Below are 13,024 nucleotides of genomic sequence, written 5' to 3' on the forward strand. Positions count from 1 at the left end.
CCACCTTAATCTTCACTTGTTTATTGTATCACATAACAACTTATTTGAGAATGATTCTCATTATTAATTCTATCAATCACCACCATCAAACGGGGACCGCCTAGCTAGGTCCCCTCTCCTGATGCCAAGCTAAAATGGCCTTAGCGGTTTGATTGCTGTCCTGATTAACAAAAGTTTTTAGGTATTCTTTTTTATGAAAGCCATACTGGGGATCATAATAAGAAACAAGTAATTTTTCAATCACCTGATCCACGTCACCAGCTTCCAACTGCGCTTGCATCCTCTGTACTTTTTCTGGATTAATCACTTTATTCAATCTCCCGATGGCCGTGATCAACTCTGGGAGGTTCGCCACCGTGACGTAATCACGATGAATCTGTTCAACCCGTTTTTTTAAACTGACATTGATTAAGAGCTTCTCTCCTTCTTGAATAGCCTGATATAAACTTGGTGGCATCACCGCACGGCCAATACGCTTGCTTTCACCTTCTGTAAAAACAGTCTCCCCCCTTTGCCAATGACGACTAGCATCAAAGAGTAAACTTTCAAACATTTTCTGCGAATGGGGCTCCGTCAAGCCAACACTACCCAACAGGGATCCGCGATGGTTGGCACACGCTTCTAAGTCTAGCACCTTTGCGCCTTGGGCTGCTAAAGCCGTTAAAATATCCGTTTTGCCACTGCCGGATAGGCCGTATAGCGTCATAAAATTCACCTTCGTCAATTGTGTCTCCAACTGTTCCACAATATAATGACGATAGGCCTTATATCCCCCTTGAAGTCGGCTAACTGATAATCCCAAAGCCTTCAATAAAGAGAAAATCGACAAGGAACGCATTCCTCCTCTACTACAAAAAATAACTAGTTCATCGAACTCCTTTAACAGGCTTTGGTACTCAGCAAACATTTGGGGTAGCTGACCAGATGCCCAATCAATGCCGCATTGCTTCGCCTCTTCAATTTTGCCATTTACGTATAAGATGCCGATTTTTTCACGAGCTTGATCATCTAAAACAGGAATGTTAACCGCACCTGGAATCGTTGCCTGTCGGTATTCCTTAGGGCTACGAACATCAACAAAACAAATTCTTTTAGTATCACTGGCCGTCAGTATTTCCGAATAAGTTACGGTTGGTTTCATTTTCTTCCTCACTTCCTAAGTCATGCCACTTTTTTATCCTCTTCTATCATACTACTAATTCGCTGACTTTTCCTACTTCACTTTACTAATCTGTCATCATCGTGACAATGGAACGAAAAGAACCTGATGTTAATGATACCATCAGGCTCTTTTTTACTTTATAGAAAAGTATAACACTTTCTCTATATCGTAGTTTGGATCCAGCTTCACGCCTCGTTCAGCTTTTCTTAATACTCAATCACTGTCATGCTTTCAGTAAATTCCGCTTTCAAATGTTCTCTACGAAAGCGATTAAAAGCCTCCTTATGATGCTTTAAAATCCCTCGAACTTTCATGGGATTGAAAGAGGTCATCAATTGATTTTCCAGCATAAAATTACGCGTTAACTGCCATTCATAAAAATAGCCTAAAGGTCGCGCACTGTAAATCGTTCCCCCTAACAATTGATCGGAAAAACGGCGGTGGGTATGACCGAATACTACCTGTTGAATATGATCATACTGATCAAATAGTTGCCCAGTTCCTTCAGAGCCTAGAAAAGCGTTTAATTGATTCCAACGAGCGTATCTTCCTTGTTGGTAGACGATAAATTCCCGTTTAGGAACAAAATGAGTGGCAATAATCACTTGCTTGTTCATCTCTGCCAATTGGTCCAAAACCAACTGTAGTTGATGTAAAATCACTTCTTGAGTTTTAGGATCAGCTAACTCCCGTTGAATAAAGCGATCATACCAGTACAAATTTTTTGACGCTAAAATTTTGGCCTGATCTTTTTCTAGCGCATAACTGTAATCATACCAACCATTAAAGGCCAGTAGCACTTGAGAGGCATTTAACGAGATACTTTTGAAATTTAAAAAGTGAGTATCAGGATATGCTTCAATGCCTTGTTCATTGGCTAAATCAGGCATCTCGTGGTTACCAAAATTATATGTTACAGAGATCTGATGGTCTTCGATAAATTTAACCACCCCCCATAAACCTTCCAGTTTATTGGCTGTGTCACCTGCCAAATGAACGTGAGTGATTGCCTTGGCTTGTAATACCTCTACAAGTTGCCTTAATTCATTGTCGCCTAATTGATTGATGTCTACATGTAAATCACTGAGAATCGCTAATTTGCCCATTGTCACCCTCCACTGTCCAGTATAACTTAAAGAAGTTATGAGGAACACTGATTCGCCTAAAATAACGAAAACTTCTCAATCATATCAAAAAACCACGTTAACATTGCTGGAAACGTGGCTTCTTGGATATAAGAATGCTTTTTTTCAAAATATTAGTCTGTCCCAATGATCGTTGCCAACTCAGCTAGTAGTTGGCTATAATCTACTTTAGAAAAATCCGTCACATCCACTTCAAATAGTCTCCCTAAAGCAAAGGTTTCATATCCTCTAGTCGTGCATCGAAGAAGGAAGTTTTCATATGATAACAGATTGTCAGCTTGTTCCCGCTCAACAGTCATCCCTTTATGATACTGGGTTAAAATATGACCTAAATGTCGATCTTCAGCTAAATCTCTCTTTTTTTGTCTTTCAAATAGCCGATCTAACTCTGCGACTAAGCGAATCGTCACTAGTTGGTAATGATAATGACTGGCTAGCAATTTAAGCGTCTCTCGTTGTTTGTTACTAAAAGGATAATCGGATATCACACTGTTTTGTTCGTGACATAGTCGTTCTATTTCTGCATAATACTCTTTCCAACTCTTCCTAATTAGCCTCTCCTTTTCCTCCAAGTTATTAAAACCAAATTGATCCCAATTTTGCTCTTTAAACTCATCAGGAGAGACTAACTTCATATGGGGAAACGATTTTAACAACATTTCCGCTAAAAAAGTCTTCCCTGTACCAGGGTAGCCGGCTAATAATATAATTGTCTTTTGCACGAAGTCACTCAGTCCTTTATATGCGTAATTCAATTTCTAAGTTATATTTATTGGCTAGATAATACGTATCTACGTACTCTCTTGGAATATTACCAGTATCAAAGGATACTCTCTTAATATGTAATAAAGGAAAACCTAGAGGCACTTGCAACAATTGAGAGATCTCTTCGTTGGCAACCATTGAAAATATTTCTTGTCTGGCGTATGACCACTGAATGTTATAGGTCTTATCTAAAAAAACACGCAATGATTCTTTTGAAAAGTCCCTTGTTAACATATCGGGAACGTAATCTTTTTCAAAATAATTTATTTCTAAATAAGCGGGTTCTCCATTGCCATATCTGACACGACGCAGACAAATTAAATCGACATTTTCTTCTACTTTTAACCGCTCTGCGATTATTTTAGATGCTGGTTTTATCCCAAATTCAACGGTTCGCTTTTCAGCATTATCATGAATACTTTTGCGCGAGTAATTAACGACTCTTTGCGGTGAATGTTTAGGATGGGTTGAGATGACCACCGTTCCACGACCTCTTTGTTTCTTCACAAAGCCATCATTAGCTAACATCTCCATTGCTTTTCTAGCTGTTGATCGGCTAATTTGGTAAGTCTTCATTAATTCACTCTCTGAAGGTATACACTCTCCAATAGCAAAATTTCTATTAATGATTCCTTGAAACAAACGATCATACACTTGATAGTATAATTGTTCTCTACCATTAAAATCTAACGTTGTCATCCCGCTCGCCCCTTTTCCTCAAAGTTACTCCATCCACTCTCCACCAGCAAGATTAATCGACTGCCCAGTTAAGTAGCTAGATTTGTCTGTTAATAAAAAAATAGCCGAATGAACAACATCTTGCAGATCGACTAGACGCTGCATTGGCACGTTTGCTTTAAAATAATCCATCACTTTGTCTGGCTCAATTCCTCGTTTTTGCCCATATTGATACTTAAGCTTTTCCCACATTTCCGTCTGCACAATACCAGGACAAATTGAATTAACGCGAATATTTTGATCCGCAAACTCTTTAGCAATTGATTGTGTTAGCCCCTGTACACCAAACTTGCTAGCACAATATATCGTCTGCCATGAGCTTGCTTTTTTTCCTGATAATGACGACATATTTAAAATCTCACCTCCGCCATGTTGGAGCATATGAGTGACAGCCACCTGACAACATAAAAAAGTCGCCTTTAAGTTAACATTCATCGTCAATTCCCACAGTTCTTCACTGCTTTCTAAAAAGGGAACCATCTCTGACACACCTGCAGAGTTTACAAAAGAGGTTAACGGACCGAATGCGTCTTCCACCTGATTAACAGCTATTTCAACTGCTGTTTTTGATGTGACATCTACTTGATGATACACGGCGCTCTTCCCTAACTTTTTAGCTAAAGCTAGCCCTTTCTCTTCAGCTATATCCAAAATGCCAACCTTGGCTCCTTGTTCCACAAATGCTTCTGCCATAGCAGCCCCCATGCCGCTACTTCCGCCCGTCACCACAATAACTTTACCTGTCATTTCATTCATCTTTATTTTTCACTCCTCCTATAAAAACTTGGCAATTCCAACCGCTTTATCTTGAGGCATGACTTGAATGTAGACATTGATATTCTTTTCCAAGAGCGACCTAAACTGATTATTCTCTGCCAAACTTGTGGAAATATTTTTATACAAAACACTGCGATTCTGCTTGGTTCCCATGCCTCCGACGTCAATTTCCTCAAGTTTAATACCGTTATCCAACAAATAACACAACGCTTCTGGCTCTTTAACTAACAGAATGGTCGGTTCGTCCAATTCTTGAGAGAAAAATTGAACCCCTTCTTCTTTAGTAAAAATCCCGATAGCAATATCTTCCGGCGTTGCCATTTCCAACACTTCTACCATATAATCATCCTTTGCCGTTCCGTCGTCTACAATGACAACCTGAGTGGCACCTTTATTTTTGATCCAAGCAGTCATGACTTGACCATGGATTAATCTGTCATCGATTCTTGTTAACACTAAGTTTTGCACGTTGTTTTTTCTCTCCTTTTTCAAATGATTGTATTTGTATTCCCAAAGTTTGCTCATCTACAGCATGAGCACACAAGTCTTCTACATTTTTCCCATTATCCAACGAGCTCTCCAAGGCCAGAGTTAGTAACATAGGGAAATTCATTCCTGAGATAAGGGTCACGCGATAATCTTTGCCTAAATAGAGAGCGCTTTGAAATGGCGTCCCACCTGCAATGTCCGCTAAGATAATCGTTTCATGAGTCTTATCTAATTGATTTGCTAACTTATCTCGATAGTCTTCTGGTGCTTCTCCTGGTAATAAGGGAACAGCTTTAACACCAAAATCACTGCCACCTACCATTTTCAAGGTCTCTAGTAGGCCTTCACAAAAAGAGCCATGACTCACTATCACCACTTTAACCATGCTCATCCTCCTTTTTCTTTGAGGTCCGGTCTCCGCTATTGCTAAATGCTCAAGCATCAAGCATAGAGGGCCTCCTTTTTCTTTGAGGTCCGGTCTCCGCTATTGCTAAATGCTCAAGCATCAAGCATAGAGGGCCTCCTTTTTCTTTGAGGTCCAGTCTCCGCTATTGCTAAATGCTCAAGCCTTAAGCATAGAGGGCCTCCTTTTTCTTTAAGGGCCGGTCTCTTTATGCGGTTAACCTGAAAATCCTAGAATTCCCAAATAATAGCCTAGTATACCGAAAATAAAAATCGCCAAAATTATCCAAACCGTGTTAATTTTTTTCTTAAGCATTGCTAGCACTAACAATGTAATTCCCAATGGAATTAAACCAGGAATCAATGAATCTAACACTTCTTGAAAACTAGTTGCTCCTTCCCCAATCCGAAAGGTTAGTGGTGTATTAACGGTAACTCGTGTTGCAGCTAAAGCACCAACAACCATTAATCCTACAATACTAAAAGCATTGACAATATTATCGATAGTTCCGTCTTTAAGTATTTGTAATAGGGAAGATTTCCCTTGTTTGTACCCTGTCATAAACATTAGATAGCCACATCCAAAAATAAGAGCTTCGAAAACAACAAAAGACAAGATCGGCCCTAAATAACTTCCTTCTAGGGCCATGGAACAACCAATCCCAAACAGAATTGGAAATAAAATTCCTTGCATCACCGTATCACCTATCCCGGCTACAGGTCCCATTAAACCAGTTCGTACAGCGTTGATGTCTTCTGCACTTACCTCCTCCTCATTTGCTCTGGCTTCTTCCATCGAACAGGCGATACCGTTTACAATTGGGCCAATTGTAAATACTTCCGAATTATAAAAGACCATGTACTTCTTAAGCTCTGCTACTCGTCGTTCATTGGTATCATACAACTCTCGAATGGGAGTAATCATCAAGTTCGCAATTCCCAACGCTTGCATTCGTTCATAATTGTAACAAGACTCCGTACTGGTGGTCCATAGCCAGGTTTTGACTAATGTGGCTTTCGACAACTTCTTGTCGTTTGGGTTAACTCGGAGCACCTCCTCATTAACAGAGGACACATCATCCGTCATTGTTACCTTATGATTGACTGATAACCGCTTGCGCTTTTTAGTTGTTTCTAAGGCCACAGCCTTACTGCTATCATGAATATAGAGCAAAATGGCAATAATAGCTGAAAAAATTGAAATTGCCATTAAACTAATGCCTGAGTAGACGCTTACGAAAAAACCAGCAAAAAACCATGGAATTAAACGATTTTTACCTAAATAGTTCAACAGCATCGCGATTCCTAGAGCCGGCATTATGCCTCCTACCACTTGTAACGCGTTAATTATGCTATCAGGAACAGTCTCAACTAGTATCTTAGCCCAAGTACCACCTGAGGTCACTAGCAAAAATGCTGGGATGCCATACAGAATAAACGCCATACAAAACGAAGGTAAAAAGTTCATTAGGCGAACACCTCTAATATTTCCCTCATCAAGTAACTTGCCCGCTCGATGAATCCACGCTGCGTTAACGGTCATATATATTTGATTTAAGAGAAGACCAAACATGCTAAATGGAATTGCAAATGTTACCGCCATAGTAGGATCAGCTCCTGATAATATGGTCATAGCTGTCCCAAAAATTCCCGCAACGATTGTGTTACTAGGCATTGTCCCACCTGCTGAAATATAACCTAAATAAATCAATTGAATATTAGCACCTGCAAGCATCCCTGTCATCGGATCTCCTAATATCACTCCTACTAGCGTTCCTGTCGTTAATGGATAAACTAAACACTTGGTAATTGGTCCAAAAAACCACCATTGCCCCATAGTTGCTAATAACGCGACTAGTACTGCCGATATTATCATTTTTATTCCTCCCATATCTAATATTCTTTACTTAAATAAACCATCACTTTTCCTTTTCTTGAATAGACTAAATTTTTCAGTTCATCACCGATGTCTTCTAAACTTAACTCAGCACTAATTATTTTTTGAGTATCGATCATACCACTTTCCAACAGCTTAACAGCTCGTTCTGATGTATGAGGATTCAGATAAGAAGTAAAGATAGACAACTCTTTCGTATAGGCATCAAACTGATTGAACGTAATCGGCTGCGCGGGGTCACCTAAACCAAATAGCAACACCTTGCCATTTTTTCCAGCTATTTGGATCGCTTGCTCCATCGTGGCTTTCCCTCCAATACACTCAATCACATAATCCACATTAATTCCTTGGCTAATGTCCTCAATCTCCTCTGAAGTAACAGCTTGTGTGGCACCCAATTGCAAGGCCAGTTTTCTTTTTTCAGATTCTCTTTCAACCACAATAATCTTTGCGACTCCTGAATGCCGAATGAGCTGTAACATCAACGAACCGATTGATCCCATTCCATACATAACGACCGTTTTCCCACTCTTAAGCGAAATCAAGTCCAAACCATGGATAACACAAGATAACGGTTCAACAAAAGCCGCAGCTTTCAAATCAAGTGACTGAGAAACGTGATAGACATTTTGTTCAGGCGGGCAAACAAATTCCGCAAACCCTTTAGCAACGCCATGTCTAATTAAGCAAAAATTGGGATACCCTTGCTGACACCAGGTACACTTTCCACAACCATAACTGGGATCACAGGCAACTCGATCACCCGGTTTAAAATTAACACAGTCTGGTCCGACTGCTACTACAATTCCAGAACATTCATGACCCAAAATAATTGGTGGCACTACTAGACTGGCTCCGTTTTTCCCTTGAAACTTATGCACATCTGTTCCACATAGACCACACCATGCTACTTTAATTTTGACCTCATCGCCTTGTGGTTCTTTGTCAGGTATTTCTCTCACTTCGTATGTTTGATTACCGATATAAAATCCTGCCTTCACCTTCTTCACCTCAATTGCTTAAATTTTTGAATAGCTCCATTTTTCGCTGAACCACTTGCTCAATTGTTGCTAAACTAGGCTCTACATTATCCCGATTTGATGTATTCTCTTTGTGAGTGTCATAACATTCTTTCGATTTTCTATTCCAACTAACCAATAACTCCGTTCCCACGTTAAATTTTCTAATGCCTAAATCGATAACTCGCCTAACATCCTCCTCTTTAACCCCCGTTCCACCATGAATAACTAGCGGAATCGCGACTACCTCATTAATTTTTCTTAGTTGTTCGAAATTAACGGCCGTTTTTGACATATATTGACCATGGTTCGTACCAATTGCGACTGCTAGCGCATCAATGTTGGTTTCCTCGACAAAGATTACTGCGTCTTCAGGATTTGTATAAAATACTTGCTCTTGGCTGACTACGATGCCATCTTCAGTACCACCAACCGTTCCTAGTTCCGCTTCAACACTGACACCGTATTCCCTAGCAAAATTAACCACTTGTTTTGTGCCAAGAATGTTTTCCTTAAAGGGTAGCGATGAACCATCATACATGACCGAACTATAGCCAGCTCTAATAGCTTTTCTAATCTCTGCAAAATCTTTAGCATGGTCCAAGTGTAAAACAAGATCAACGCCCAATTCTTCCGACATTGACTTGCATACTGCAACCAGATTTTTATGTCCTACATAATTAGCAGTTCCGCAACTTGTTTGAATGATAACAGGAGTCTTTTGCTTCTCAGCTGCTCTGATAATAGCTGGTAACATTTCTAAGTTGTGCGTGTTAAATGCTCCAATCGCCATGTTAAGTGCAGTTGCTTCTGTTAGAACTTCTTTTAGTGTTACATACATAAATTCTTCCTCCTAAAAACATTCGATAAAATTTTCGGCGATTGACGATGTCGGGTAGCGCTCCCACAACATTGGTTATCGTAATATACGTATATTTGCCTTAACCACATGATAGCTCACTAAAATCGCAAAATCTATCCTTCTAAAGTGAAAACCTTCCCGACATTTTCCCGGTTTTCTTCATCCTTGAAAACCTATTCATGATATTATAGACATAATACAAGGAGGTTATTATGATTATTAGTTTGAGTAAAACACAATATGAATCCCTTTCAGAATCTGAAAAAAGAGTCGTCGATTACCTAAATAGAAACGAAGCTAAAATACCTGAACTATCTATCACTAGCTTAGCCAAAAAGACTTTTACCTCATCATCTACTATCTCTAGAACCATCCAAAAATGCGGATTTGAAGGCATCAGCGAGCTTCGCTATAATATTACCCAGCAAACACAAAAAAAAGAAAGTTATGATTCTCCTTATGTGGTTAATAATATCTTAGCCAAGTCATTTAGAGAATGTACACAAACCATTGACTCAATCAATTCTATCGACATTTTCCAAATTGTGGAGTACATCAAAACATCAAAGCGAATATTTATCTGCGCACGAGGGTTTACTGCTCTTATTGCTGAAGAACTTCAAATGTATCTCCAACTACTGGGATATAATGCCACCATTGTTAAGGACGTTATGTGGATGAATAAATTTCAACACATGATTTCAGAAGAAGATACCTTGATTATCATTTCTCTGAGAAACTCCACGCCTGAACTTTCACAAGCTGCCAAAAAAGCACGGGACTGCAATGCTAAAGTGGTGACCATCTGTTGCAAAACGAACACAGAATTAGAAAAATATTCCGATATAACCGTTATTGGCCACACTGAGAAAATTATGGAAGCTCACGGTTTACATGTTTATTCACGGATTCCTTTACTTGTTATTACCAGAACTATCATTGAATATATTGGCCTCTAAGAATTGGCTCTTCATGGCATATTGAATTGGTATCATCAACTAGAAAAGGCGAATTTCATCCTAAAAAGCCCTCTATTCCTCATTTTAGGAATAAAGGGCTTGTTTCTTGATTTCTTTAATTATCAAAAACTCAGTTAACTGTCACGACCTCACCTCAACACCATGTTCAACTTATTCCTTGCAATATCACAGCGCTTGCCAAAACTTAGCAACAACTCTCGATTTTTTCGATCACAGCCTTGAAGACTGTCAAGTTCACCAAGACTATTTGGGAGTGATTAGCTTTTTTTCAGATGAATTTATTATAAAGTAAAAAAGGAAGCAACGCATACCAAACAAAAGATGGAGGAATTAAAGAATGAGTATCTTAGATTTTATATTTGAAACTGGCAATATGGTCTTTTTATCGGTCATTTTATTTTTTGTTATTCGCTCAGCAGTCAAAAGAGCTATTATTGAAGCAAAAGTGGATGAAACCGAATTAATCAACAAACTAAAAAAAGAACGACAAAAATAAGATAATTTTTACTTCCATCTCCTATTTTCAACGCAGAGATACAACAAAGATACCCCACAAGCCAGTTTAACTTAAACTAATTTGCGGGGTATTTCTATTTTTCTCAAGACATAAATTCAGCTAGTAGCTGACGGACCTCAGCTGTTGATTTCGTCATCATCAATTTCGCTCGCAAATCACTGGCACCTGGAAATCCTTTGACATAAATTTTAAAGAATCGATGTAAACCAACGATCGCGCGCGGTGCCATCTCTGCATACTGATCTTGTAAATCCAGTTGCAATTGCAGCAGTCCCAATAGTTCTTCCGCAGAATGCTCTCTGGGTTCTTTCTCAAAGGCATAGGGATTTCTAAAAATACCACGCCCAATCATAATGCCATCAACGCCATACTGCTCTGCAAGCTGCAAGCCAGTTTGGCGATCGGCAATATCACCATTGATCGTAATGAGCGTATTAGGTGCAAGACGATCACGGAGTGCCATGATTTGAGGAATCATTTCCCAATGTGCGTCAACTTTGCTCATTTCATTTCGCGTTCGCAAATGAACGGACAAATTGGCAATATCTTGTTTCAGTAGATGACTGATCCACGCTTCCAGCTCTGTTAATTGAGCATAACCAATCCGTGTTTTAACACTGACTGGCAAACCGCCTGCCTTAGCAGCTTCAATCAATTCAGCCGCCACTTCAGGTCGCAAAATAAGGCCACTGCCTTTACCACGCCCCGCAACATTAGGGACTGGGCATCCCATATTAAGATCAATCCCTTTAAATCCCATTTCTGCCAAACCAAGACTCATTTCTCGAAAGAACTCAGGTTTATCTCCCCAAATATGAGCGACCATCGGCTGTTCGTCGTCGGTAAAAAGCAAACGTCCACGGACACTCTCTTTTCCGTCTGGATGGCAATAACTATCTGAATTTGTAAATTCCGTAAAAAAGACATCTGGCGCCCCAGCTTCTTTTACAACATGGCGGAATACCACATCTGTCACATCTTCCATTGGTGCTAATACAAAAAAAGGCTTCGGTAACTCTGCCCAAAAATTAGTTGTCATTTGCTAGTCTCCATTCCATTGGGTACTGTCTCTCACCCAAAAACATCATTATTATACTAGGAATACAAAAAAGAATCAAAGGGAATGTTTAATCCTCCCTTCAATTTAGTCATAAAACTACGCCAACTAGTTTCTGTTGCCAGCTTATATCAAGTTACGAGGCACGTGTCACTTACAAACAGAAAATGCGCATACATCACCAAAAAAGACACTCTCCATTTTCTTGGAAAGCACCTTTAACTGACAGGTTCATCACTTCATAAACAGTGTTATCTTCATGACAAACTAACCCAAATGATTAGCTCACACAAATCAATGCTATTTATTGTAAATTTTCGGTCCTTTACGCATGTTCTTGCGGTCGTTTTTAGGAGCGTCCATTTTTTTCACTCGCCCACCAGACTGTTTATTCTTGATTATTTCCAACATTTTTTCTTTTGTATTCATTGTCCATACCACCTTTGCTCGTTAGCATAACTTATTCCATTATTGAAAGGTTGCTATAACCTATTTTTTTCAATAAAAAAGACACTCCACACCATCGTGCGAAACGTCTGAAAATCTTTGTATAAAGTTTCTTAACGTTTTGATAACGGAACTTAGTGTACCACGCGTCTCTCTGTTCTGTCAAATCCACTTGGATCCAGGTATGGATACGCCTAGTGTTAATTCCCATGTCGAGACAAAAATCTCAAAAAATGTCACCAACTATCTTGTTGATGACATTTTTATCAATAATAATTTGAATATGCTCCTATACCTTACCTATGCCAGCTTTTAGTGATTTTTTCAAACGGGAGAATATCAGTCAATTAAGAGCTGACGTTACCCAACGTTATCTTTTTTACTATTTTTCCATAAGTGAATGCCCAAATAAGGGATATATGCTGCTAAAACATAAACTAATAACCAGCCGGCAAGCGATACACCATTGTCTCCGTTAGCTTTAGTCTTTCGATAAGCTGTGCCATAAGCTAAAGCCATTTGTATCAATGTTGCTGCATACCAAACAAAGAAAATAAATGATGAAACAGATGAATTACCCATACAAATTCTCCTTTTTAACAATCCTTTTTTGAAACAGAAGTTTTTCCAATTCTGTACATTTTTTTAATTATACTCTCATAATTACCTACATTCTAAAATCAATAGCTAAAAATAAATGGCTTCAATTTACGAACCTCATACTCATCAACAACGTTCTCCATATACTTCACACTTTAATGTGGATC

At 39.1% G+C, this 13,024-nt stretch carries 15 protein-coding genes; 2 read left to right on the forward strand and 13 right to left on the reverse strand.

Going from position 1 to position 13,024, the window contains the following annotated elements:
- Positions 1–100 precede the first annotated feature (100 nt).
- The 10 genes from mnmH to I6N95_RS09465 all read right to left on the reverse strand — a co-directional run bounded on the left by mnmH (position 101) and on the right by I6N95_RS09465 (position 9,235).
- The gene (gene mnmH, locus I6N95_RS09420; RefSeq protein WP_209526969.1) at positions 101–1,141 is read right to left on the reverse strand and encodes a tRNA 2-selenouridine(34) synthase MnmH; all 1,041 of its coding nucleotides are present in this window, start codon (positions 1,139–1,141) and stop codon (positions 101–103) included.
- Between the two features lie 227 nt (positions 1,142–1,368).
- The gene (locus tag I6N95_RS09425) at positions 1,369–2,268 is read right to left on the reverse strand and encodes a metallophosphoesterase (protein WP_209526971.1); all 900 of its coding nucleotides are present in this window, start codon (positions 2,266–2,268) and stop codon (positions 1,369–1,371) included.
- Between the two features lie 152 nt (positions 2,269–2,420).
- Positions 2,421–3,029, reverse strand: coding sequence for a P-loop nucleotide/nucleoside kinase family protein (locus I6N95_RS09430; RefSeq protein ID WP_209526973.1), 609 nt, complete (start codon positions 3,027–3,029; stop codon positions 2,421–2,423).
- A 16-nt stretch (positions 3,030–3,045) separates the two neighbouring features.
- On the reverse strand, positions 3,046–3,771 hold the full coding sequence (locus I6N95_RS09435) for a GntR family transcriptional regulator (RefSeq protein ID WP_209526975.1): 726 nt from the start codon (positions 3,769–3,771) through the stop codon (positions 3,046–3,048).
- A gap of 24 nt (positions 3,772–3,795) precedes the next feature.
- A complete protein-coding gene (locus tag I6N95_RS09440) occupies positions 3,796–4,566 on the reverse strand; it encodes an SDR family NAD(P)-dependent oxidoreductase (protein WP_245249335.1) in 771 nt (256 codons plus the stop codon).
- 18 nt (positions 4,567–4,584) lie between these two features.
- A complete protein-coding gene (locus tag I6N95_RS09445) occupies positions 4,585–5,055 on the reverse strand; it encodes a PTS sugar transporter subunit IIB (RefSeq protein ID WP_209526977.1) in 471 nt (156 codons plus the stop codon).
- Positions 5,024–5,461: a PTS sugar transporter subunit IIA gene (locus I6N95_RS09450; RefSeq protein ID WP_209526979.1), complete on the reverse strand. Its 438-nt coding sequence runs from the start codon at positions 5,459–5,461 to the stop codon at positions 5,024–5,026. Before I6N95_RS09450 ends, I6N95_RS09445 begins: the two co-directional genes overlap by 32 nt.
- A gap of 234 nt (positions 5,462–5,695) precedes the next feature.
- Positions 5,696–7,354, reverse strand: coding sequence for a PTS system mannose/fructose/sorbose family transporter subunit IID (locus I6N95_RS09455; protein ID WP_209526980.1), 1,659 nt, complete (start codon positions 7,352–7,354; stop codon positions 5,696–5,698).
- 17 nt (positions 7,355–7,371) lie between these two features.
- Positions 7,372–8,376 (reverse strand): zinc-dependent alcohol dehydrogenase family protein, encoded by a 1,005-nt coding sequence (locus I6N95_RS27700; protein WP_209526982.1) that lies wholly within the window; start codon positions 8,374–8,376, stop codon positions 7,372–7,374.
- Between the two features lie 10 nt (positions 8,377–8,386).
- Complete coding sequence (locus I6N95_RS09465) at positions 8,387–9,235, reverse strand: class II fructose-bisphosphate aldolase (protein ID WP_209526985.1); 849 nt, start codon at positions 9,233–9,235, stop codon at positions 8,387–8,389.
- 233 nt (positions 9,236–9,468) lie between these two features.
- On the opposite strand from I6N95_RS09465, the gene I6N95_RS09470 reads away from it, so the two are divergent.
- Complete coding sequence (locus tag I6N95_RS09470) at positions 9,469–10,215, forward strand: MurR/RpiR family transcriptional regulator (protein WP_209526986.1); 747 nt, start codon at positions 9,469–9,471, stop codon at positions 10,213–10,215.
- 358 nt (positions 10,216–10,573) lie between these two features.
- On the forward strand, positions 10,574–10,732 hold the full coding sequence (locus tag I6N95_RS09475) for a hypothetical protein (protein ID WP_209526988.1): 159 nt from the start codon (positions 10,574–10,576) through the stop codon (positions 10,730–10,732).
- 103 nt (positions 10,733–10,835) lie between these two features.
- Here the strand turns inward: I6N95_RS09475 and I6N95_RS09480 are convergent, their stop codons facing one another.
- From I6N95_RS09480 to I6N95_RS09485, 3 genes are all read right to left on the reverse strand, one after another.
- Positions 10,836–11,792: a tRNA dihydrouridine synthase gene (locus I6N95_RS09480; RefSeq protein ID WP_209526990.1), complete on the reverse strand. Its 957-nt coding sequence runs from the start codon at positions 11,790–11,792 to the stop codon at positions 10,836–10,838.
- Between the two features lie 318 nt (positions 11,793–12,110).
- Positions 12,111–12,239 carry a hypothetical protein gene (locus I6N95_RS27410; RefSeq protein WP_283808948.1) on the reverse strand — a complete coding sequence of 43 codons (129 nt, stop codon included), beginning with the start codon at positions 12,237–12,239 and terminating at the stop codon, positions 12,111–12,113.
- Positions 12,240–12,617: 378 nt separating this feature from the next.
- On the reverse strand, positions 12,618–12,839 hold the full coding sequence (locus I6N95_RS09485) for a hypothetical protein (protein ID WP_209526992.1): 222 nt from the start codon (positions 12,837–12,839) through the stop codon (positions 12,618–12,620).
- Between the last annotated feature and the right edge of the window lie 185 nt (positions 12,840–13,024).

Source organism: Vagococcus allomyrinae (genome assembly GCF_017829975.1).
GTDB classification, from domain to species: Bacteria; Bacillota; Bacilli; order Lactobacillales; family Vagococcaceae; genus Vagococcus_D; species Vagococcus_D allomyrinae.